Annotated in this window: 19 protein-coding genes and 1 riboswitch; of the genes, 17 read left to right on the top strand and 2 right to left on the bottom strand. The window is 35.1% G+C overall.

Annotation, left to right across the window (positions count from 1 at the left end):
* Window positions 1-20 precede the first annotated feature (20 nt).
* The gene (locus tag HMPREF1140_RS08480; RefSeq protein ID WP_009663449.1) at window positions 21-2,066 is read left to right on the top strand and encodes an SH3 domain-containing protein; all 2,046 of its coding nucleotides are present in this window, start codon (window positions 21-23) and stop codon (window positions 2,064-2,066) included.
* Window positions 2,067-2,110: 44 nt separating this feature from the next.
* Window positions 2,111-3,916 carry a cadherin-like beta sandwich domain-containing protein gene (locus HMPREF1140_RS08475; RefSeq protein ID WP_009663429.1) on the top strand — a complete coding sequence of 602 codons (1,806 nt, stop codon included), beginning with the start codon at window positions 2,111-2,113 and terminating at the stop codon, window positions 3,914-3,916.
* Between the two features lie 47 nt (window positions 3,917-3,963).
* On the opposite strand, the gene HMPREF1140_RS08470 is transcribed toward HMPREF1140_RS08475, so the two are convergent.
* Window positions 3,964-5,439 carry a DUF1846 domain-containing protein gene (locus HMPREF1140_RS08470; protein WP_009663504.1) on the bottom strand — a complete coding sequence of 492 codons (1,476 nt, stop codon included), beginning with the start codon at window positions 5,437-5,439 and terminating at the stop codon, window positions 3,964-3,966.
* Window positions 5,440-5,679: 240 nt separating this feature from the next.
* Between HMPREF1140_RS08470 and HMPREF1140_RS08465 the strand changes: the two genes are divergently transcribed.
* The gene (locus HMPREF1140_RS08465; RefSeq protein ID WP_009663498.1) at window positions 5,680-6,645 is read left to right on the top strand and encodes a DUF4300 family protein; all 966 of its coding nucleotides are present in this window, start codon (window positions 5,680-5,682) and stop codon (window positions 6,643-6,645) included.
* A gap of 61 nt (window positions 6,646-6,706) precedes the next feature.
* A complete protein-coding gene (locus HMPREF1140_RS08460) occupies window positions 6,707-7,426 on the top strand; it encodes a DUF6882 domain-containing protein (RefSeq protein WP_009663494.1) in 720 nt (239 codons plus the stop codon).
* Between the two features lie 36 nt (window positions 7,427-7,462).
* On the opposite strand, the gene HMPREF1140_RS08455 is transcribed toward HMPREF1140_RS08460, so the two are convergent.
* Window positions 7,463-8,482, bottom strand: coding sequence for a LacI family DNA-binding transcriptional regulator (locus tag HMPREF1140_RS08455; RefSeq protein ID WP_009663485.1), 1,020 nt, complete (start codon window positions 8,480-8,482; stop codon window positions 7,463-7,465).
* 229 nt (window positions 8,483-8,711) lie between these two features.
* Between HMPREF1140_RS08455 and HMPREF1140_RS08450 the strand changes: the two genes are divergently transcribed.
* The 13 genes from HMPREF1140_RS08450 to cytX all read left to right on the top strand — a co-directional run bounded on the left by HMPREF1140_RS08450 (window position 8,712) and on the right by cytX (window position 22,147).
* On the top strand, window positions 8,712-10,157 hold the full coding sequence (locus HMPREF1140_RS08450) for a glycoside hydrolase family 32 protein (RefSeq protein ID WP_009663491.1): 1,446 nt from the start codon (window positions 8,712-8,714) through the stop codon (window positions 10,155-10,157).
* 12 nt (window positions 10,158-10,169) lie between these two features.
* On the top strand, window positions 10,170-11,471 hold the full coding sequence (locus tag HMPREF1140_RS08445) for an ABC transporter substrate-binding protein (protein ID WP_009663495.1): 1,302 nt from the start codon (window positions 10,170-10,172) through the stop codon (window positions 11,469-11,471).
* Window positions 11,472-11,477: 6 nt separating this feature from the next.
* A complete protein-coding gene (locus tag HMPREF1140_RS08440) occupies window positions 11,478-12,347 on the top strand; it encodes a carbohydrate ABC transporter permease (RefSeq protein ID WP_009663465.1) in 870 nt (289 codons plus the stop codon).
* An 8-nt stretch (window positions 12,348-12,355) separates the two neighbouring features.
* Complete coding sequence (locus HMPREF1140_RS08435; protein ID WP_009663487.1) at window positions 12,356-13,183, top strand: carbohydrate ABC transporter permease; 828 nt, start codon at window positions 12,356-12,358, stop codon at window positions 13,181-13,183.
* A complete protein-coding gene (locus tag HMPREF1140_RS08430) occupies window positions 13,180-14,592 on the top strand; it encodes a glycoside hydrolase family 32 protein (RefSeq protein WP_009663484.1) in 1,413 nt (470 codons plus the stop codon). Before HMPREF1140_RS08435 ends, HMPREF1140_RS08430 begins: the two co-directional genes overlap by 4 nt.
* A 494-nt stretch (window positions 14,593-15,086) precedes the next feature.
* Complete coding sequence (locus HMPREF1140_RS08425; protein WP_009663470.1) at window positions 15,087-15,686, top strand: SMI1/KNR4 family protein; 600 nt, start codon at window positions 15,087-15,089, stop codon at window positions 15,684-15,686.
* 15 nt (window positions 15,687-15,701) lie between these two features.
* Entirely contained in the window at window positions 15,702-16,244 is a 543-nt protein-coding gene (locus tag HMPREF1140_RS08420; RefSeq protein WP_009663423.1) for a DUF1653 domain-containing protein, read from the top strand.
* 3 nt (window positions 16,245-16,247) lie between these two features.
* Window positions 16,248-18,089, top strand: a complete 1,842-nt coding sequence (uvrC, locus tag HMPREF1140_RS08415; RefSeq protein ID WP_009663467.1) for an excinuclease ABC subunit UvrC — start codon at window positions 16,248-16,250, stop codon at window positions 18,087-18,089.
* A 19-nt stretch (window positions 18,090-18,108) separates the two neighbouring features.
* A complete protein-coding gene (locus tag HMPREF1140_RS08410) occupies window positions 18,109-18,402 on the top strand; it encodes a Dabb family protein (protein ID WP_009663452.1) in 294 nt (97 codons plus the stop codon).
* Between the two features lie 41 nt (window positions 18,403-18,443).
* A riboswitch (TPP riboswitch) is annotated at window positions 18,444-18,547 on the top strand.
* Window positions 18,548-18,727: 180 nt separating this feature from the next.
* Complete coding sequence (thiM, locus tag HMPREF1140_RS08405) at window positions 18,728-19,543, top strand: hydroxyethylthiazole kinase (RefSeq protein WP_009663435.1); 816 nt, start codon at window positions 18,728-18,730, stop codon at window positions 19,541-19,543.
* Window positions 19,530-20,174 carry a thiamine phosphate synthase gene (gene thiE, locus HMPREF1140_RS08400; protein WP_007592143.1) on the top strand — a complete coding sequence of 215 codons (645 nt, stop codon included), beginning with the start codon at window positions 19,530-19,532 and terminating at the stop codon, window positions 20,172-20,174. The genes thiM and thiE overlap by 14 nt, the downstream gene beginning before the upstream one ends.
* Window position 20,175: 1 nt before the next feature.
* Window positions 20,176-20,988, top strand: a complete 813-nt coding sequence (gene thiD / locus HMPREF1140_RS08395; RefSeq protein ID WP_009663521.1) for a bifunctional hydroxymethylpyrimidine kinase/phosphomethylpyrimidine kinase — start codon at window positions 20,176-20,178, stop codon at window positions 20,986-20,988.
* Complete coding sequence (gene cytX, locus HMPREF1140_RS08390) at window positions 20,981-22,147, top strand: putative hydroxymethylpyrimidine transporter CytX (RefSeq protein WP_009663451.1); 1,167 nt, start codon at window positions 20,981-20,983, stop codon at window positions 22,145-22,147. Before thiD ends, cytX begins: the two co-directional genes overlap by 8 nt.
* Window positions 22,148-22,187 lie beyond the last annotated feature (40 nt).

Raw genomic sequence — 22,187 nt, 5'->3', positions numbered from 1 at the left:
AACAGATATAGGAAGGTTTAATGAAGAAAACATTATTAAATAAATTTATTCTGGTAACAACAATGGGTACGATACTTGTAACAGGTGTCGGAAGAAATATTTTTATAAAAGATATCAATGCATTTACTACAAAGAAGGGTACAGTAGATGTAAGTGCACTTAATGTAAGATCAAATGCCGGTACCGGAAATAATACTGTTGCCACACTGGAAAGAGATACAAGTGTTACAGTACTTGATGAAGTCAACAGTGACGGAATGTATTGGTATAAAATAAGTTTTAATACCGGTTCAGGTGACAGAGAAGGTTATGTGGCAAAGAATTATATAAAGACGGAAAGTACTGCAAAGTATACAACAGATAAGAATTTTGAGTCTGAGATAGCAGGTTTTCCTGAGAGTTATAAGAACAGGCTAAGAGCTTTACATGCTGAATATCCAAACTGGAAATTTGTTGTACAAAATGTAGATATTTCATGGGATGAAGTAATAAGAAATGAATCGATAGTAGGAGTTAATCTTGTAAAAAAGAATGCAAAGTCGTCTTGGAAATCAACTGCAAGAGGTGCGTATAACTGGAGTAACGGCACATGGCCGGGATTTGATTCGAATGAATGGGTTGCAGCAAGTGAAAGTATTATAAGATACTATATGGATCCACGAAACTTTTTGGATTCAACCAATATATTTCAGTTTTTAAATCATGGATATACTACAGGTGAACAGACTGAGGAAGGTGTTGAGAAGATGCTTAAAGGTACTTTTATGGAGAGTAAATCAAGTATTAAGAGTACTGCACCGTCTGAAACAGCGGCACCTACAACTTCTGCTACAACTGCGACAACTACAATAGCAGCAGATTCTACAACTCAAGCAAAGACTTCCGGAACGAATAAGAACAGTACAGTTAGTTACTCAAGTGTAAAGGCTCCGGAAAGTGTACAAAGTAGTGAAGGCAAAGTGTATTCGGCCAATACAAACGGTCCTGTGGCAGATCCCAATGAAAATGCAAATCTTGTAGGTCCCGGTGTAGAAAGTGGAACTGCCTCAACAACAGCGAAAGAGGAACTTCCTACAGTAGAGGATAAGGATAACGGTCCGGGCTACACAGAACCTGCATCTGCACCGGTTTTTGAGCCTACTACAGAGTTTAATGATACAGCAAATGGACCAGGAGTTGTAAACAGTGATACAATTAAAGAGAGTGTAAGTGCTTCAAATAATATAAATGTATCAACAGGTTCAAGTTCATCTACAGAAAATACAAATTCTAATGCACTTTCAAACGGAACCACATATGTTGATATGATAATGGATGCCGCAAAGAGTTCCGGTGTAAATCCCTATGTTATAGCCGCAATGCTTATACAGGAACAGGGAGTTAAAGGAACATCAGGGCTTATAAGCGGAGCAACAGGTATTTATAATTTCTTCAATATAGAAGCTTATCAGTCGGGAAACCAGAGTGCAACAAGCAGAGGATTGGCATGGGCAGGAAGCGGAAATACATACCTTCGTCCATGGAATACAAAGGCTAAAGCAATAATAGGTGGCGCCATGTTCTATGGAAGTACTTATTCAAAAGCAGGACAGAATACATTCTATTTAAAGAAATTTAATGTTCTTGGTGAAAACAAATATAAGCATCAATATATGACAAATATTGAAGGTGCAAAGAATGAGGGAGCTATGCTCTCGAGAGCATATTCGGAAGAGGATAAAAAGGGAGTTTTCACATTCCATATACCTGTTTATAGAGATATGCCTGAATTACCTGAGGTAATGCCGACAGGAGACGGTAGTCCGAATAACAGGTTATCTTCATTAAGTATAAGCGGATATAATATTACACCAAGCTTTAGTAGTGACAATTATTCTTATACGGTTGAATTGCCGTCAAATGTAAATAATGTTAATATTAAAGCAAATGCAGCCGATGCAAGTACAACTATATCAGGAATCGGTGATATTGAACTGAACTATTCAAACTCCACGGTTGACATAATTGTTACAGCTCAAAACGGAACTAAAGAGAAGTACAGCATAAATATAAAGAGAGGAAATTAATACTGTATCTACATTTTATGTAGGATTAATGTCAGAGGATCAAGATGAAATATTTAAAAAAGCCTAATGTAAATATCGTCATACCTTCATTTATACTTACATTGATATTTTCAGTTGTAATAGCTTTTAATGCTTTTGCTATGGGTATCAGTATAAGCTTTGCAGATGTCAATGCAGCAGTGGGTGATGAAGTAAATTTGGTAATGAGTTTATCGTCAACAGACGGAAACATTGACAGCGCAAATATAATGCTCAGTTATGATGACAGCATTTTGGATTTTGTCGGAGGAACAAATGCACAGGGTGGGGCAGGTAGTATAAAAGTCACATCCAATACAGGAAGCAGCAGCAACAATCAAAACTATTCCCTGAAATTTAAAGCCAAGACAGCCGGGGAAACTACAGTCGTTGTAAGTACATGGGAAGTATATGATACAAACTCAAAGATGGCTACAATGCAGTCTCAAGGCAGCGGAAGAATAAAGATAAAATCTGCAGAACAGACTACTGCCGAAGAGTCTACTGTTGAAAAGAATAAGGAAGCGGCAACTACAGTTGCGGTAGATAAAAAGGATGCAATGCTTTCTTCTTTGAAAGTCAGTCCGGGTAAGCTTTCACCTGATTTTAGCAGTACTGTGAAAAATTACGACATGAATGTAGCAGGAAATATATCCAACATTGCAGTCAACGCAAAGGCAAGACAGGATGGGGCAAAAGTAGTTATAACAGGAAATGATAATCTTGTGGTCGGAGTGAATGCTATTAATGTAAAGGTAACATCACCTGACGGTTCGGCTGTAGAAAGTTATATTATAAATGTAAATAAAAGTGCGGTAAAAAAAGAGGAAGCCTCAGAGTCTTCTTCAGAAACTTCAGCAGAAGAAGTTATCGAAGAGAGCGAGAGCAGTGCAGATGTTTTGGATCTGGTTTCCACAGATAACGGGCTTACCTTAGGCGGAATTGATTATCAGGTATCGGATTCATTTGATAAAAATATCCTGCCTGAAGGTTTTGAAGAGTCTACATTCACATATAAAGGTAGAGATGTCAAGGCCGGAAAAATGAAGGGTCAGGATGTATATATCCTTTATCTTGTAGGCAATGACGGCTCAGGAGATTTCTACATATATGATGATGCTGCGGATACATGGGCTGTATATACACAGCTTACCACAAATACCAAGAGCATTACCGTAATGCCTATTGATAAAGGTGTAGAGGTACCTAAGGGATTTATTGAAAGTATTATAAATATAAACGGTAAAAAGATTCGTGGATGGATTTGGGGCAGTGACAATGAAAAGAGATATTGTGTTGTTTATGCCATGAATTCGGAAGGTAAAAAAGACTTCTACAGATATGATATGGAAGAGCATACAATACAAAGGTACTTTGCCGATCCAAATGTAGACACAGGTGTATCGACTGAAGAATATAATGCACTTGAAAAGAAATATGAGAAGAGTAATGAGTGGGTAAGAAATTTAATTGCACTTGCGGTTATATTGATTATTTTTATAATAATTTTACTTTTGTCAAGAGCTTCAAATAAAAAGAAGGCTGCAAAGACGGCACAAAAACCTGCCAAGAAGAAGAACAAGAGTAACATTACTTCAAAAGTGGATTTGATACCTGAAGAAGAGATGAATGATGAAACTACTCTTGAATATATGCCTTTAAGTAAGAAAAAGGAAGAAGAGCCTGTAAAGTCGGAAGATGAATCGGATGATTTTGATGTAATAGACCTATCAAACGGTGAAGTTATAGAAGAAGAGGATTTTGAAGTAGTAGAAGAACTTAAAAACGATTCTGATGATGAAGATGATGATTTTGAAGATTTAGATATTTAAAAAATAACCACCCGGTAAGTCGGGTGGTATTTTTTATGGATTATAATTTAGAACTTCTTTTTCTTACCGTATTTCGGCTCGGCGGTAAGTCCTATTCCAAGTTTGTTTAGAGTCTTTACATCTGCTTCTGAAAGCATTACGGAAGAATGCATTTGTAAACCTTTAAGTTTCGGGAGGGCATTTAAGGCTTTTCTTGCATTCTCATCGGTAGCGGCTGAAATAGAGAGAGCTATAAGAGCTTCATCTGTATGAAGTCTCGGATTATTACCACCAAGATATGTGGTTTTTAATTCCTGTACAGGTGCAATAACTGTAGGTGAAATAAGCTTTATTTCATCATCCACACCGCTGAGAGCTTTTAATGCATTTAAAATAAGTGCGGCACTTGCACCGAGAAGCTCGGAAGTCTTACCTGTAATAAGTTCACCGGTTTCAAGTTCAATAGCTGCTGCAGGGGTATTTGTGGCTTCAGCTTTTAATAGTGCTGCAGAAACAGCTTTTCTGTCATTAACACTTGTTTTTGCTTGCTGCATTATAAGCTCAAGTTTATAAATTTCATCAGCTTTGCATTCTCCTTTAACAAATCTTGCAAGTGAATTATAGTATCTTCTTATGATTTCCTGTTTACTTGCCTCTCTGCATACCTCATCGTCAATAATACAGTTACCGGCCATATTTACTCCCATATCTGTAGGAGATTTATATGGACATTCTCCAAATATTCCCTCAAAAATTGCCATCAAAACAGGATATATTTCTATATCTCTGTTGTAGTTTACAGTTGTTGTTCCATATGCTTCCAAATGGAAAGGATCAATCATATTTACATCGTTTAAGTCAGCTGTAGCAGCCTCGTATGCAAGGTTTACAGGGTGCTTTAGCGGCAAATTCCAGATAGGAAATGTCTCAAACTTTGCATAACCTGCTTTAATTCCCCTTTTATTCTCATGGTAGAGCTGAGAAAGACATGTAGCCATCTTTCCGGATCCGGGTCCCGGAGCGGTAACTATTACAAGAGGTCTTGATGTGACGATATAATCATTTTTTCCATAACCTTCTTCACTCACGATATGTGCCACATTGCTTGGATACCCGTCAATCAAATAAAGCTTGTATACTTTTATACCGAGATTTTCAAGTCTTTCCTTAAATTTGTCCGCACTCTTTTGTCCCGAATACTGTGTAATACATACACTGCCTACAAACAATCCTTTTCTTCGAAATTCATCTATAAGTCTGATTACATCGGCATCATAGGTAATACCATGATCTTCTCTAATCTTGTTTTTTTCAATATCCGATGCAGAGATTGAAATAATTATTTCGGCCTGATCTTTTAGTTGAAGAAGCATTCTAAGCTTTGAATCAGGTTCAAAGCCCGGAAGTACTCTGGATGCATGGTAATCATCAAAGAGCTTTCCGCCAAATTCAAGATAGAGTTTATCACCAAAACTTGCTATTCTTTCTCTTATATGCTCAGATTGTGTTTTTAAATACATCTGATTATCGAAACCGATTTTCATAATACGCCTTCCTTCTTTAGTATGAACTGTTATATAAAATTAAAATAGAATTATATCACTTTTTAAAACCGTATTAAAGGGGGAACAACATAGTTTAGTAATTAAATTAATTTTCAAATATTTGAACACGATTATAATATTTTTTCATTTATTATTAAAAAAGAAATCTGCAAACTTATATATTATAAATATAATTAAAGTGATATACTAAAGCGACTAAAAAAGAAAGCAGGTTTTTATATGAAAAAGCAATTTTTAATGACAGTTATGGGTGCAGCTATTGTTTTGGCGGCATGTGGAAGTAAAGGAACAGATAAAAATGAAGACACTACGGTGACTATAGAACACAATGAGACAAGTGTTGAAACCGTTGAAGACACTGAAAGTGTGGCAGATGAGCCAAGCACAGCGGTAAGTAAGGCGGATATAAAATTAAAGTATTCAAATCTTGTAGATGAAGATACCAGAAACAGAGTAAAAAATGCTCTAAAGAATGCCGGTCTTAGTGATGAAAAGATAAAGAACTTTTTTGATGCGGTAGATGAGTATAATAATGCGGTAGGCACTAAGAATCTGGTTCAGAGTATGACAACCATAGATGCCGCTTTCCCAACATTCGATCAGGATAAGCTTATAGATGCATGGCTTGCCAAGGGAGGATATGTAGGCAGAAATTGCAGAATCACATCATATTCTTTGATGGGAGATTTTATAAAAGTCGGAAATCCTACACCGGGTGATACAACAATGCTTTTCAACGATTTTGATTCTATAAAAGATAAAAATATTTTTGAAGGTGAAGATAAGAAGAAATTTGATACATTATTTTCATATATTGATGTAACAAATACACATGATACAAATGTTTTGTCAGATGAAATAATAAAATCATGGGAAGAGAAGCAGATTTCGTTTAACAATGATAAGATGCATATGATTTCAGTATTTATGACCATGGACGACGGTATGAATAAGGTACAGGAGTTCATAGGGCATACAGGTATTTTGGTAGAAGACGGTGATAAATATCTCTTTATTGAGAAGCTGGCATTTGAGTTACCGTATCAGGTAGAAGAGTTTGACAGTTTACAGGATGTAAATGATTATCTGATGGGATACTATGACAATGAAGCTGAAGGACTTACTGCAAAGCCTGTTATTTTTGAAGACGGAAAAGTAATGAACGAGTACAGAGTCTTAAAATAATGCTTGCATTTTTTGCTCATTTTTGGTTGAATTATAGTATCAAAAACAGGAAAGAAGTATTATGGCAGAGAGAGTTAATATATTAAAAACAGATTATGAAATGAATCGTACAGACTGGACAGAGGTAGTATCGGCAGTATTTGGAGGTATGCTTCGTGTACAGGAGGCTATTGAGATGTATGTAGCCAAAGGACAGGCTTGGAATGTGGATTTTCATACAAAGAAAATCAAAATCGGAAAGAGCACGTATCCGATACAATACATAGGAAGTGAAGCAATCGAATCAAATGACTGGCTATGGGGCTGGGAGAATATAAACGGATTTGATGAGAGCTTACTTGAACTTGTTGGAGAAGCAAGAGAATTTGGAGAAAAGGTAGGTTTTGCAGCCTTAACAAATCCAAATCTTCCTTTGACAGAGAAAGTAACCGGATATATACTTTCAATGATTTCATGTGGCATAAGTGAAAAGAACTACGGATATTATCCATGTAAACATTCGGGCGGTATTGCATTTGTGGCACTTTACGATTTACCTGAAAAATTCTTTGCACCTGTGGATACAAAGTTATTTATCAGAACTATAATGAGTGCTATAAGCCAGTATGAGCTGGACCATAAAATTTTGGTAGAAGGCTTCCTTGCATGGAACGGTACAGATTATCATTGGGAAAACAATAATATCTATGCTAAATTTGCAGATGATGACGGACAACTTTTGATAAGATTTGAGGATATCGGAGATAAAAAAAGAATAGAGTCAATCGACGGATTGAAATAAAGATAAGGACTTCCCAAAAGGGGAGTCCTATTTATATTATAGATGTTTTACACTCTGTCTGCGTAAAAGCTGATATGGCATTTTAAATGCGCTTCCTTTAAAAGTGCTTGATGAGAAATATTCAAGTAAAAGCTGTGCAGATTTTACTCCCGTATCAAAAGTAGCATGACGTATTGTAGTAAGCGATGGCCTGATAGCAGTTGCAAGATTACTGTCATCCACACCTGTTACTGAAATATGCCCCGGTACTTGTATATTATTATCATACATAAAATCTATCGCTCCTACAGCGATATTGTCACAGGCACAAAGAACTGCTGTTGGAAGGATAGACGCTTTTTCATATATTTGATTCATTCCGGCATAGCCGTCTTCTATAGTAAAAGAATCCTGTAGACTTATAAGGTCTTGGGAAGTATTTAATGAACATTCCCTGATTCCTTTCATATAGCCTTCATATCTTTTCTTTCCGGCTGATAAATCATGAAGTGGGCCTCCAATAAATGCTATATTCCTATGCCCCATATTATAAAGAAAATGCACCATATCACAGATGGCCTGTTGATTATCCATATTTACAGAACTGACAGGGATTTTCAGCTCAAAATCAGGAATATCCTGACATACATATATAACAGGCTTATTGTTTCTATGTATCCACATCATATGTTCTTGCGGTATATGAACGTTTGCCATAATAATACCTTCAACTTGCTTATTTTTTAAGACATCCAAAAAGTGTATTTCTTTATCGAGTTCACCATTTGTTTCACATATAACAGTATTATATCCAAGAGGTGTTACCACACTGTTGATGCCCTGTAATATTCTGCCGAAGACATTGTTAGATATATCGGGAAAAAGAACACCGATTAATTTATTTGATTTACGATTTTCTCTTTTTAATGTCGGACCGGGTGAATAACCAAGTTCTCTTATCACTTCCATAACTTTGTTTTTTGTAGAAACAGATACAGTATTACTTTGGTTTATAACTCTTGAAACCGTTGAAATAGATACACCGGCTGCATTTGCAACATCATTAATAGTAACCATATAAGACCTCCTTTATGAAAATGATTATGAAAAGACAAGAGTATATCTTGAAAAACCATGAAAACAATAGCATATTTGCATGAAAAATGCAAGAAAACATACACTTGCATAATCATTTATAAAAACTTTGGAGCATTTGCGAATAGGATATTTATATAAAATAGTTTAGTATAAAAACAAGATTTTAAAAGCATTCAAAAAAATAGTTATATCAGATAAGAGGTTATATATGAAAAATATTTTTTATAAACCGAAAGACGGTTGGGTTGGAGATACTATTCCATTTGCGCATGATGGTAAATTTTATATTTATTATCTTCATGATGAAAGAAAAGGAAATACACAGGATGAGTATGGATATCGTACAAGCTGGAATCTGTTGATAACGGAGGACGGGGTTAATATAAAAGATTGTAAGGTTGTATTACCTGTCGGGGAGTATGACGATGCGGACTATGCCTGTTATACAGGGTCTGTAATAGAAGGTAATGACGGCAAATTTCATATGTTTTATACCGCACAGAATAATTATAATCCCAAGTATCACAGGGACGGAAAACCTTTACAATATGTTGCACATGCAATAAGTACAGATCTGATAAATTGGGAAAAACTGCCTGAGCTTACATTCGGTGCAGATGAAAGTATTTACGAGCCTTTTGATTGGCGTGATCCGTTTGTTTTTTATAATGAAGATGAGAAATGTTTTGATATGCTTTTGGCTGCAAGATTGCGGGGAGCAAGTGAAAAGAACGGAGGATGTGTAGGATTATGCAGATCTTATGATTTAATTCACTGGGAGGCAAAAGAGCCGTTTTATAATCCTGAATCTTATATGACACATGAATGTCCGGATTTGTTTAAACTTGGAAACAAATGGTATCTTGTGTATTCAACTTTTTCAGAAAAATTTGTAACTCATTATAGGATGTCTGATAAGCTGAGCGGACCGTGGACCTCTCCTATAGAAGATACCTTTGACGGAAGAGCGTTTTATGCTGCAAAAACAGCACAGGTCGGTGATAAAAGAATGGCGTTTGCTTGGGTTCCTACTAAGCGTGGTGAAAGTGATTTCGGACAGTATGAATGGGGCGGAAATTTTATTGCACATGAGATTGACCAAACAACTGATAATAAGCTTACTGTAAAACCTGCTGACGGATTGATCAATATGTTTAATAAGGAAGCCGTAAATAAAAAAATAAATAAAGTTGAAATAGAAAATTTTGAGGGGGAGAAGTCATATGTAATCAACGGAATGAAAGAAACATGTATGATAGAAGCGGTAATAGAATTCAGTGAAGGAGTTAGATCTTTCGGAATAGGTTTGAGACAGGATTCAGCCCTGGCAAACGGCTATTACCTTAGATTTGAGCCTTTTTATAACAGAATTGTGGCAGATATGTGGCCAAGACGTATAAGCGGCGTAAATCAGTGGTATGTTGACGGGGACAAGCCCTTTATGATTGAACTTGAAAGACCTTTTGATTATAAAAGTTTAAAGGATAATAAAGTACATATAAGGGTTGTGGCAGACGGAAGTATAATATGTCTTTATGTGAATAATACTACCGCTCTGACAATGAGAGCCTATAACATGAAAAGAACAAATTGGGGATTTTTTGTAAAAGACGGAAGTATCAGGGTTTCTGATATTCATTTGTATGAAGTTTAAAAGGAGATTATTATGTACAAGAAGATAGGAACTATATGCCTTATAGCCGGAATGGTATTAATGGGTTGCGGAAATAAAGCACAAACAAACACAAATTCTACAGAGGCTGAAAACAAAGACAGTAACGTAAGAGAGATTCATTATTTTTCTTCAAGATCCGCATCGGATGATACAATGGTAACATTGCAGGAGATAACAAAAAAATATAATGAGCAGGGTGGAAATATAAAGCTTGTAATTGACAGTAATGCAGACAGGACATCGTATGATCAAAAACTTAGAACAATGATTGCAGGTGGACAGATGCCTGATATGTTTGACCTTGATGCGACACCGTATGCTACAGAACTTGGAGAACAGGGAATGCTCACAGATATGGACGCATTTCTTGATGAAATAGGTGAAAAAGACAGCTATATTCCATTGGCATTAAACTATGGAAGGACTTCTGACGGTAAATTGTATACATTACCTTTAGAGCTTTCAACAGAAATGATCTGGTATAATGTTGATATGTTTAAAGATGCCGGAATCGAAGCACCAAAGACATTGGATGAGCTTCTAGAAGATTGCAAGGTTTTAAAAGAAAAAGGGTATACTGCATTTGGAATCGGTGGAGGAGACGGATGGCCATTGCTTCGACTTCTTGCAACATATCCGTTCAGAATGACAGGTAATGAGTATTTAAATAAATTATCTTTAGGAGAAGCTAAGATGTCTGATGAACCGGGCGTTAAGGCTGCAACTTTTATGTCTGAAATAGGACAGTATTTCCAGCCGGGATTTTCAACAACCGATGTAGCTACAGGATTAAATTTATTTCTTAGTGGAAAGAGTGCAATGTATCCGACAGGTACTTGGGAGTTGAATTATTTTACAGATAAGAATAGACCGGAAGGATTGAATGTCGATTATTTTTATATGCCCACAATAAAGGACGGAAAAACAAATGAAAATGACTACTGGGCATTTGGTGGCATAGGTTTAGCAGTTAATCCTAAGACTTTTGATGATCAGTACAAAGATTACCTGACATTTATAGTTAAAAACTACAGCCCTGCATATTTTGCACATGAGCATTTGGCACCGCAAAAGGTGGATATGAGTGACAACAGCAGCTTTGATCCGTTATTTTTAAAGGTAATGGAAGATACAAATAATATAGGTTCAACTGCAGCAAGGCCTTGGGATGTAGTATTGAATGAAGATGTAATAGCAACAATTAATGATAATCTACCGGGACTTTGTATGGGTGAAGAAACAACGGATGACTTTATAAAGGCGGTGGATGAGGCCTTGGAGGCAAATAAATAGAATTTTATGAAAATTTTGAGAGATAAGAAAGCGATTGCTGTATTTTTGCTACCTGCTTTTATTGTCTATTCTGTTATAGTTATGGTTCCTATACTCGTTTCAATTTATTATAGCTGTTTAGATTGGAACGGTATAGGAAAGAAGTCTTTTGTTGGTTTTAATAACTACATAAAACTTTTTGGAGACAGCGTATTCAGACAAGCATTTGGAAACAACATAATATATATAGTTATTGTAATGGTGCTGCAGCTTGGCTTCGGTTTTAGCATTGCAGTTTTACTTACATATCTTAAAAAAGGAAGAGGCTTTATACAAACTGCATATTACATACCTTCTGTTATTACGGTTATTGCAATATCACAATTGTTTACAGGATTTTATTCTTATGAGCCTTTGGGTTTATTCAATATCTTCAGAAAAATGCTTGGTATGGAGCCTATTGCATTTTTAAGTGATTATAAAACTGTTTTATGGGCGGTTGCTTCTGTGGAAGGCTGGCAATATATAGGTATTTATATGATTATTTTTTATTCTGCGTTGGTTTCAGTATCACCTGATATATTGGAGGCGGCAAGAATAGACGGAGCTACAGAGTTGCAGATTCTGGTAAAAATCAGAATACCTGCTATAGCAAATGTAATTATGCTTTCATGTATATTGAGTCTGGTAGGTGCGCTTAGAGGTTTTGCGGCACCTATGAATATGACTAAGGGAGGTCCGAATCACAGATCTGAAATACTTGCAACATATATGTATAAAAAAGCTTTTACGAGCAGAGACTACGGATATGGAAGTGCAATTGCTGTAATAATTGTAATACTCAGTATTATTGGAGTTTTATTAATCAGTAAATATATGGATGGCGAAAACGAATAGGAGGATATATGAAAAGAAATATCAGAAAAATAATATATTGGTCTGTTATGATTCTGTTCCTTATAATTCAGGGCTATCCTGTTATATGGCTTATTGTAGCCGGATTTAGACCGAATATAGAGTTGTTGACAGAACCGTTCAGCTTTCCAAAGAGCTTTACTTTAGAGAATTTTATTAGAATATTCACTGAAAGCAATATAGTTACCTATATAAAAAACAGTGCTATAATTTCTGTAGTGTCATTAGTGTTTATTGTATTAATCAGTTCAATGGCATCATTTGCTATTGCCAAGATGAAATTCACAGGGAGGAAGAAGATATACAGATATTTTCTTATAGGACTTACAATCCCATATGCAGTTACATTGATACCATTATTTACAATGTTTGCAAAAATTGGACTTATAAATACAAGGATAAGTGTTATATTGCCTCTGTTGGCATTTCAATTACCTGTATCGATAATGTTGTTTGTAAATTTTTATTCATTTATTCCTGATGAAATTATAGAGGCTGCAGTGATTGACGGGGCAAGTATCTACGGTATTTATACAAAAGTAATTATACCGTTGTCGTTAAATACAATAATGACAGTGCTTGCTATGAACTTTATAACAGTGTGGAATGACTATACATTCAGTCTTGTATTTATAAACAGTACAGAACTGAAAACAATATCTATAGGCCTTGCCGACTTTATAGGGCCGAGAGGATTAAAGGATTGGGGGGCAACCTATGCGGCCATTGCAATGTCTGTATTCCCAACACTGGTTATATATTTTTCATTAAATAAAAAAATGACAGCCGGAATGACGTTGGGGGCAGTAAAGTCATGAGTATGAAGCAAAATATTTTCAGACCGAAATATCATTTTACTCTAAAAAGAGGGTGGATAAATGATCCGAACGGTCTCGTGTGGTTTCAAGGTAAATATCATCTGTACTTTCAATGTAATCCATACAGCAATAACTGGGATAAAATGCATTGGGGTCATGCCGTGAGCCCTGATTTAATACATTGGGAAGAGTGCAGTCCTGTTCTTATTCCGGAAGAGGAATATGAGGATTATATCAAAGGTGGATGCTTTTCAGGCTCTGTAGTTGTTAATGAAGATAAAATATATGCTTTTTATACGGCTGTTTCATTGGTAGAAGGTGAAGTTTGTCAAAGACAATGTATGGCATATTCTTTTGACGGATATAATTTTATAAAATATGAGAAAAATCCGATTATTGAATCTATCGGAAAAGACTTTAGAGATCCTAAAGTAATTTTTCATGATGGTACATGGCAAATGGTAATTGGAGGATCTGACAAAAACGCGTCTGATCTTGAAAGCCATGGAAGAATTTATCTTTTTCATTCTAAGAATTTGTTTGACTGGAGCTATAGAGGAATACTTTATGAAGCAAAAGCCGGTGAAGGGACAATGTTTGAATGTCCTGATATATTTGAAATAGGTGGAAAGTGGGTTATAACAGCATCACCTATGAATCGAACCGATTTTCTACCTACTGTATATATGGTTGGAAATATTAACTTTAAAAATTGTATTTTCTTCCATGAGTATAGCGGAACATTGGATTTTGGTCCTCATTATTACGCATCACAAACATATAAGGATAAGTATGGAAAAAATATTTCAATGGCCTGGCTTGGAGGTTGGGAATGGATGCCATGGATTAATGATCATGGTCCGGTGGAAGAAGGCGGGTATCGTGGAATAATGTCATATCCAAGACTAATTGATATGGAAGAAAACATTTTGAAAATGCTACCTTACAGTCATGACTTAGATTTAAAAAGTGACGTTGAATACAGCCAAAAGACTAAAGGAAACGACAAAAATATATCAAATATATTGGATAAAATGTGTGAAAGGATTTATATATCAGGTGTAATAACAAGAGATAAAAACAGTTCGGAATTAAATCTTGAGTTTTTTGACAGTGAAGAGAAAAAAATAATAATAAAACTTGATTTTCTCTTTGGTAATATTATTACGGATTTTACGGAAGCTGATGATAATATACGAAGTGGAATAAGAATATATAAGGCAAATATACAAAAAGAGTACGATATAGATTTCAGTATAATAAAAGACGGAAATGTGTTGGAAGTTTATTTGCTTGGAGGTAAGTATAACTTTACCTCTATGATTTATCCACATGAAGGAAAAGTTGGTATTGGAATAAGGTCAAAAGATGCCATTATAAGGTATAGAAAAATAAATATTGAAGGATAATAAAACAGACGAGTGAAATTATAAATTTTCACTCGTCTGTTTTATGGTAAAAATACTATATTCATTTTTGAAATATTATTTATGTCACTAAACATTTCATTTCGAGCTAAATAGTATATCTTATTTAATAGTCATTATGCTTTTTATCAAATACTCCGGATTCATCTGAATATACATAAATATTCATGTAAAAATTTACCCCAAATAAAAATAAAAAAACCACCTCAAAGGTGGCCTCATGATCGACGATATTAAATATCGCTTAAACGCAAATTCGATATCATGAGTATACAGCATATCTCTACCTGCAAGTTAATTATACTCGTAAAGTGAAAAAAAATCAACTTTTTTAAAGTATATAATTTTATACCTAGGGTGAAAAGTTTATAATTTTATAATATTGACTTTTTCATCTTCTCAGTGGCAACTACCCTTCAATGTGATATAATAAAACCAATATTAGCGAAAATAAAAAGAAGGTAGAATAATTGGGTATGACAATAAAAGAAAAGCTGAAAGAAGCTGAAAAATATATCTGTGAGAATTTTGAGGAATTGGGAATAGATGATCCTGTAGAAGAAGGGTACTTTGAAGAGTATGAACAAATAGGTGGCGCAAGTGAAAGTGAGTTTGAAGATTTTGAAAAAACTTTCGGAATAAAATTGCCTGAGGATTTTAAAGAGCTTTATTCATACAAAAACGGCAGCGGATATTTTGAATTGTTGCAATGTGACATAGACGACAGAGAAATCAACTTTACATTATTCAGCCTTGAAGAGATGAAAAAGGTAAAGAGCTATTTTCAAGACAGGGATGCTCTTTTAACAGATTATCCGGACTATTTTACCGATGATGTTATAGAACAAATGAGAGACAACAGAATAAAACCATATCTATTCCATAAAGATTGGTTTGCTTTTGCGACATATCTCAATTGCGGATATCTGATGCTTGATTTTGATCCGGATAAGGAAGGAAAAGTCGGCCAGGTTATTTTTTATATACATGATCCGGATGAAATAATCTATACAGCATCAAGTATAGATGAACTTATAGATAATGTATGGAAATTTTTAAAAGAAAATTTTGACTAAAAAGAGGGTGATATAATGAGAGAGAATCCAAGACCTGGAGAGTTTTACAGACATTTTAAAAATAAGCTTTATCAGATAATTGCTGTTGCCACACATTCTGAAAGTAAGGAACAGCTGGTAATATATCAGGCACTTTACGGAGATTTTGGAGTATATGCAAGACCGCTTGATATGTTCTTAAGTGAAGTTGACAGAGAAAAATATCCTGAGACAGAACAAAAGTATCGCTTTGAAAAGGTAGAAAATATATCTGAGGTATCTAAACAAATTACAGATATAAATAGTGAAATTAATATAGAGACAATTAACAAAACGCTGAAGGAAGAAAGTGAAGATGAGCCTAAGAATTTCTTTATAGACTTTCTGGATGCGGATGATTATTATACAAAAAAGAAAATAATCTTAGCCAACAAGGAAAATATAACAGATAAGCAGTTGGATGCTATATTTGATATTTACGGATTAAAGAGAAACGGCATTGATAAGACAATAGATATTGCAGATTTTATTGCATATCTTGATATGCAAATACATTTTGAGGGGAAAAGACTAAGGTAACAGATGGCATTTGTAATAGAAGATGAATTAAAGAAGTTGCCACGCCAGCCGGGCGTTTATATAATGCATGACAAAAAGGATGATATTATATATGTCGGCAAGGCTATTTCATTGAGAAACAGAGTAAGGCAATATTTTCAATCAAGTAAGGATAAGAGTCCTAAGATAAAACAAATGGTCTCAAAGATTGAAAGATTTGAATATATTGTAACCGATTCCGAGCTTGAGGCATTGGTACTTGAGAATAATCTGATAAAAGAACATAGACCAAGGTATAATACAATGCTTAGGGATGATAAAACCTATCCCTATATAAAACTTACAGTGAAAGAGGAATACCCGAGGCTGCAGATGGTAAGGCAGATAAAGAAGGACAAAAACAGATATTTCGGGCCTTTTTCAAGCGGTAATGCGGTACGAGATACGATAAATCTTTTAAACAGAGTCTATAAGCTAAGGACTTGCAGTAGAAATCTCCCAAAGGATATAGGAGCGGAGCGTCCATGTCTGGATTATTTTATACACCAGTGTGATGCTCCATGCCAAAATTACATATCAAAAGATGAATATAATAAAAATGCGGCCGAAGCACTTCGCTTTTTAAGTGGTGATTTTGATCCTATTATAAATAAAATAAGAACTGAAATGGAAAGGCTTTCAGCTGAGCTGAAATTTGAAGATGCGGCAAAGCAAAGAGATTTATTAAACTCCGTACTTCATATTACACAAAAACAGAAAATTACTTCGGATGATTCCAAAGACAGGGATATTATTGCAATGGCAAGAGATGAGAGAGATGCTGTTGTACAGGTATTCTTTATCAGGGAAGGAAAGATGGTCGGTAGAGAACATCATTATATACAAGTGGCAATGGATGATGAAAAAGTGGATATTCTGGAGAGCTTCATAAAGCAGTTTTATGCAGGAACACCTTTTGTACCGAGTCAAATCATGTCACAGTATGAGTTAAAGGATGAAAACCTTATTTCGGAATGGCTCTCTGCTAAAAGAGGTTCAAAGGTAAATATAATTGTTCCAAAGAAAGGTTCTAAGGAAAAGCTGGTGGAACTTGCAAAGAAAAATGCTGAAATTGTTCTAACAAAAGACAGAGAAAAGCTTCAAAGACAGGAAGCAAGAAGTGTGGGAGCTGTAAAGGAAATTGAAGAGCTATTATCATTGCCTAATTTAAAAAGAATGGAGGCCTATGATATTTCCAATATTTCAGGTGTTCAATCTGTAGGTTCTATGGTGGTTTATGAGAATGGAATGCCGAAAAAAAGTGATTACAGAAAATTCAAAATAAAAACTGTAATAGGTCCAAATGACTACGCTTCAATGAAGGAAGTGCTTACTAGAAGATTTGACCGCGGTGTTGATGAAAAGGATACCGGATTTAATAAACTGCCTGATATAATACTAATGGACGGTGGAAGAGGTCAGGTAAATATCTGCTTACAGGTTTTGGAGGAATTCGGACTTAATATTCCGGTATGCGGAATGGTAAAAGATGATAACCATAGGACCAGAGGACTGTATTACAACAATGTAGAAATTCCTATAGATACTCATTCTCAAGGATTTTTACTGATTACAAGAATACAGGATGAGGCGCACAGATTTGCAATAGAGTATCACAGAAGCCTAAGATCAAAAACTCAGGTAAAGTCGATACTTGATGATATAGAGGGAATAGGAGTTGTAAGGCGAAAAGCACTTATGAAGCATTTTAAAGAAATTGAAAATATTAAAAATGCAAGTTTTGAAGAACTTATGTCGGTGGAAGGAATGAATAAAAAGTCCGCTACGGCTGTATGTGAATTCTTTTCAAAATTAAAAAAAGAGTAATGTATGTAAAGGAGAATTTATGTTAAGACATATCGTAATGTGGAAGTTTAATGAGGGTGTGGATAAGCAAATTATAGGTGAAGAGATAAAAAGCAGTCTGCTTGATTTATGCAAAAGTATGGATGAAGTAGTCAAGGCAGATGTTGTTTATAATGTTTTACCTACAAGTACTCATGATTTGGTTTTGATACTTGATGTAAATGATGAAGATGCTCTTAATAAGTATGCAACATCAAAAAAGCATGTGGCAATTGTTGAAAGCTTAATTAAGCCGAATACAAATTCAAGAGTTGCAATTGACTTTTTTTATTGACATTTTTAATTGCAGTGATATACTTTTTGTAAAATATAACGATATAAACTTGGGAGCTTATATATAGGCTGAGAGGGAAGTGTGACTTTCGACCGTTTACCTGATTTGGATAATGCCAACGTAGGGAGATGTTTTTTTGACTTTCTTTTCAGGAGATACAGGTTCTTGTATCTCATTTTTTATTGCAAAAATTTACCTGAATATAAGTATATAAGTTTTATGGTTAAAACTTTAATTTAGGAGGGTTACTTATGAGTAAAAGTAATGTCAAAAAGACGGTTGTTTCATTTTTGTTGTTTAAAATTGTGGGAAGAGAGGTGAGAATATGATAAAAGAAATGCTTGAAAATGTCAAAAAAAAATCACCTCTGGTACATAATATAACAAATTATGTGACAGTAAATGACTGTGCAAATATAATTCTTGCTTGTGGAGCAAGTCCTATAATGGCTGACGATTTGGACGAAGTTGCAGAGATAACATCAATATGTTCAGGCCTTAATATAAATATAGGTACATTAAATAAACGAACGATTCTTTCAATGATTGCGGCAGGTGAAAAGGCAAATGAATTGAATCATCCTATAGTACTTGATCCTGTGGGAGCAGGAGCATCCAAATTAAGAACGGATACTGCAAAAAAACTGCTTGAAAAGGTAAAATTCAGCGTTGTACGTGGGAATTTATCAGAGATAAAATGCCTTGCCGCAGGAAAAGGTAATACGAGGGGTGTTGATTCCGTTGATTTTATCAATGAAAAAAATCTTGATAATGTTGTTGAGTTCGCAAAGGATTTTGCATTGAAAAACTCCTGTGTAACAGTTATAACATCTGCTATTGATATAGTTACGGACGGTAAAATTGCATACTGTGTATATAACGGCGACAGTATAATGAGTAAAATTACCGGAAGCGGATGTCAGCTTTCAGCTATGACGGCAGCATATATAAGTGCAAATCCTGACAACATTTTAGAAGCCGCTTTTGCCTGTGTAAGTGCAATGGGATTATGTGGAGAAATAGCAAAGAAGCGTATGACAGATAAAGACGGTAACAGCAGCTACAGAAATTATTTAATAGATGCGGTTTATAATCTTACTCCTGATGAACTTGAAAAAGGAGCGAGGTATGAGATTAGATAAGAAATACATGCATCTTTATGCGGTTACAGACAGAGCGTGGACAGAGAATAAAACTTTATATGAGCAACTAAAAGAGGCACTTGAAAGCGGTGTAACCTGTGTACAGCTTAGAGAAAAAAGCTTGGATGAAGACAGCTTTATAGAGGAGGCAAAAAAGATATCGCAACTGTGTAAACAGTATAATATTCCATTTATTGTAAATGACAATCTGAATGTGGCTATTGCCTCAAATGCCGACGGAATACATATAGGGCAGGATGATATGGAACTTAAAGATGTCCGCAGGATTGTCGGAGAAGATATGATAATAGGAGTTTCAGTACATACGGTAGATGAGGCTGTCTCGGCACAAAGAAACGGTGCAGATTATATAGGTTTAGGTGCGGTATTTGAAACTTCTACAAAAAATGATGTAGGTATTCTCTCATATGAAACATTAAAATCCATATGTGAAGCTGTAAATATACCTAAAGTGGCAATAGGAGGAATAAATTCTAAAAACATATTAAAACTTAAAGGAAGCGGTATAGACGGTGTTGCAGTAGTATCTGCAATATTTGGAGCTGCCGATATAAAAAAGGCGACAAAGGAACTTTATAATTTGGCAAGTGAATTAATCGAGGGGACATGATATGAAAAAAGTATTGACAATAGCCGGAAGTGATTCAAGCGGAGGGGCAGGTATACAGGCTGATATAAAAACAATGACTGCAAACAATGTATATGCAATGAGTGCCATAACGGCACTTACAGCACAGAATACTACAGGGGTAAAGGGAATTCTAAATATTGCTCCTGAATTTATAAAGAGTCAGTTGGAGATGATTTTTGATGATATTTTTCCTGATGCCATAAAAATAGGCATGGTATCTTCGCCGGAAATAGTGGAAGCTATTGAATACGAACTTCTAAAATATAAGGCGAAAAATATTGTACTTGATCCGGTAATGGTAGCTACAAGCGGATCAAATCTTATGGAGAACAGTGCAATAAAATCAATAAAAGAAAAACTTTTTCCTCTTTCAAGAGTGATAACGCCGAATATACCTGAGGCGGAAGTACTTTCCGGTATAAGTATTAAAGATGAAAAAGACATGTTGGAGGCGGCAAAAATAATTTATGAAAATCATCATTGTGCGGTACTGTTAAAAGGGGGACACAGTATAAATGATGCCAATGATTTATTGTATGAGAATAAAAAAGCAAAGTGGTTCTTAGGAAAACGTATAGATAATAAAAATACTCACGGTACCGGATGTAGCCTTTCATCGGCAATAGCATCAAATCTTGCAAAGGGATATACACTTGAAGAATCCGTTGAAAGGGCAAAGAACTATATATCCGATGCTCTACTTGCTATGCTTGATATAGGAAAGGGGAGCGGCCCTCTAAATCATGCATTTAATATAAACGGAGAGTATGCAAAGGAGGCAGATAATGAATAAGAAAACATCAGTATTTGAAAACGGTTTGATCTGGTTTGGAGCCGCAGTATCCATAGCAGAGATTTTAACAGGTACATACTTTGCATCTTTAGGATTTTTAAAAGGCTTATTTGCCATAGTGCTTGGACATATAGTGGGTTGTATTTTACTTTTTTTGGCAGGAATGATAGGTGCAAAGACTCAAAAAAGCGCAATGGACACCGTAAAGATAAGTTTCGGAACAAAAGGTGGGATTTTCTTTGCAATATTGAACATCTTACAGCTTTTCGGTTGGACAGGTATAATGATTTATGACGGAGCCTCAGCTACTCAAGGTATACTGCCTATAGGACATTTTATATGGTGCATTGTTATCGGAGGACTGATTTTGGTGTGGATACTTATAGGGGTTAAAAATTTAGGTAAGTTAAATGTAATTGCCATGTCGGCATTATTTTTAATGACAATAATTTTAAGCTTTATCATATTTAAAGGTGGGACAGCATTCGATAAAGGAGATAACAGTATAAGTTTCGGTGCCGCAATGGAGCTTTCAATAGCTATGCCTCTGTCATGGTTGCCTCTTATCAGTGATTATACAAAAGAGGCAAAAGAGCCTGTTAAAGCAACTGCTGCAAGCAGTATTGTTTACGGCTTTGTAAGTATCTGGATGTACATTATAGGAATGAGTGCGGCCTTATTTACAATGGAGTCGGATATAGCCAAGATTTTACTGAAAGCCGGACTTGGCATAATGGGACTTTTTATAGTGGTACTCTCGACAGTGACTACAACATTTTTAGATGTATATTCGGCAGGAGTATCTACAGAATCAATATTTTCAAAAATAAAGTCAAAGTGGGTGGCGGTAGCTATTACCGTAATAGGAACTTTGGGAGGAATTGTATTACCTATGGATGATATTACAGGATTTTTATATCTTATAGGGTCGGTGTTTGCACCGATGATTGCAATACAAATAGCGGATTTCTTTATATTGAAAATAAGTAATGATAAAAAAATGTTTTCAATAAAAAATATTATTATCTGGGTGACAGGCTTTATAATATACAGAATCTTGATGAAGTTTGATACACCGATAGGAAGTACAATACCAAGCATGCTTATCACAATTTTTATATCGATTGCAGTTAGTAATGTCTTTAAAATAGATAAATAAAGATAAAAGTATAATAGAATAATGTATAAATATCAGAACA

This window comes from Lachnoanaerobaculum sp. ICM7 (assembly GCF_000287675.1).
GTDB lineage: Bacteria > Bacillota > Clostridia > Lachnospirales > Lachnospiraceae > Lachnoanaerobaculum.
Note: the sequence above shows the minus strand (reverse complement) of the source record. Positions and strands in the feature narration are given on the sequence as shown.

Excerpts from the sequence above, each read along its gene's own strand:
- HMPREF1140_RS08480 (WP_009663449.1), top strand. The coding sequence starts at position 21 with ATGAAGAAAACATTATTAAATAAATTTATTCTGGTAACAACAATGGGT.
- HMPREF1140_RS08475 (WP_009663429.1), top strand. The coding sequence starts at position 2,111 with ATGAAATATTTAAAAAAGCCTAATGTAAATATCGTCATACCTTCATTT.
- HMPREF1140_RS08470 (WP_009663504.1), bottom strand. The coding sequence starts at position 5,439 with ATGAAAATCGGTTTCGATAATCAGATGTATTTAAAAACACAATCTGAG.
- HMPREF1140_RS08465 (WP_009663498.1), top strand. The coding sequence starts at position 5,680 with ATGAAAAAGCAATTTTTAATGACAGTTATGGGTGCAGCTATTGTTTTG.
- HMPREF1140_RS08460 (WP_009663494.1), top strand. The coding sequence starts at position 6,707 with ATGGCAGAGAGAGTTAATATATTAAAAACAGATTATGAAATGAATCGT.
- HMPREF1140_RS08455 (WP_009663485.1), bottom strand. The coding sequence starts at position 8,482 with ATGGTTACTATTAATGATGTTGCAAATGCAGCCGGTGTATCTATTTCA.
- HMPREF1140_RS08450 (WP_009663491.1), top strand. The coding sequence starts at position 8,712 with ATGAAAAATATTTTTTATAAACCGAAAGACGGTTGGGTTGGAGATACT.
- HMPREF1140_RS08445 (WP_009663495.1), top strand. The coding sequence starts at position 10,170 with ATGTACAAGAAGATAGGAACTATATGCCTTATAGCCGGAATGGTATTA.
- HMPREF1140_RS08440 (WP_009663465.1), top strand. The coding sequence starts at position 11,478 with ATGAAAATTTTGAGAGATAAGAAAGCGATTGCTGTATTTTTGCTACCT.
- HMPREF1140_RS08435 (WP_009663487.1), top strand. The coding sequence starts at position 12,356 with ATGAAAAGAAATATCAGAAAAATAATATATTGGTCTGTTATGATTCTG.
- HMPREF1140_RS08430 (WP_009663484.1), top strand. The coding sequence starts at position 13,180 with ATGAGTATGAAGCAAAATATTTTCAGACCGAAATATCATTTTACTCTA.
- HMPREF1140_RS08425 (WP_009663470.1), top strand. The coding sequence starts at position 15,087 with ATGACAATAAAAGAAAAGCTGAAAGAAGCTGAAAAATATATCTGTGAG.
- HMPREF1140_RS08420 (WP_009663423.1), top strand. The coding sequence starts at position 15,702 with ATGAGAGAGAATCCAAGACCTGGAGAGTTTTACAGACATTTTAAAAAT.
- uvrC (WP_009663467.1), top strand. The coding sequence starts at position 16,248 with ATGGCATTTGTAATAGAAGATGAATTAAAGAAGTTGCCACGCCAGCCG.
- HMPREF1140_RS08410 (WP_009663452.1), top strand. The coding sequence starts at position 18,109 with ATGTTAAGACATATCGTAATGTGGAAGTTTAATGAGGGTGTGGATAAG.
- thiM (WP_009663435.1), top strand. The coding sequence starts at position 18,728 with ATGATAAAAGAAATGCTTGAAAATGTCAAAAAAAAATCACCTCTGGTA.
- thiE (WP_007592143.1), top strand. The coding sequence starts at position 19,530 with ATGAGATTAGATAAGAAATACATGCATCTTTATGCGGTTACAGACAGA.
- thiD (WP_009663521.1), top strand. The coding sequence starts at position 20,176 with ATGAAAAAAGTATTGACAATAGCCGGAAGTGATTCAAGCGGAGGGGCA.
- cytX (WP_009663451.1), top strand. The coding sequence starts at position 20,981 with ATGAATAAGAAAACATCAGTATTTGAAAACGGTTTGATCTGGTTTGGA.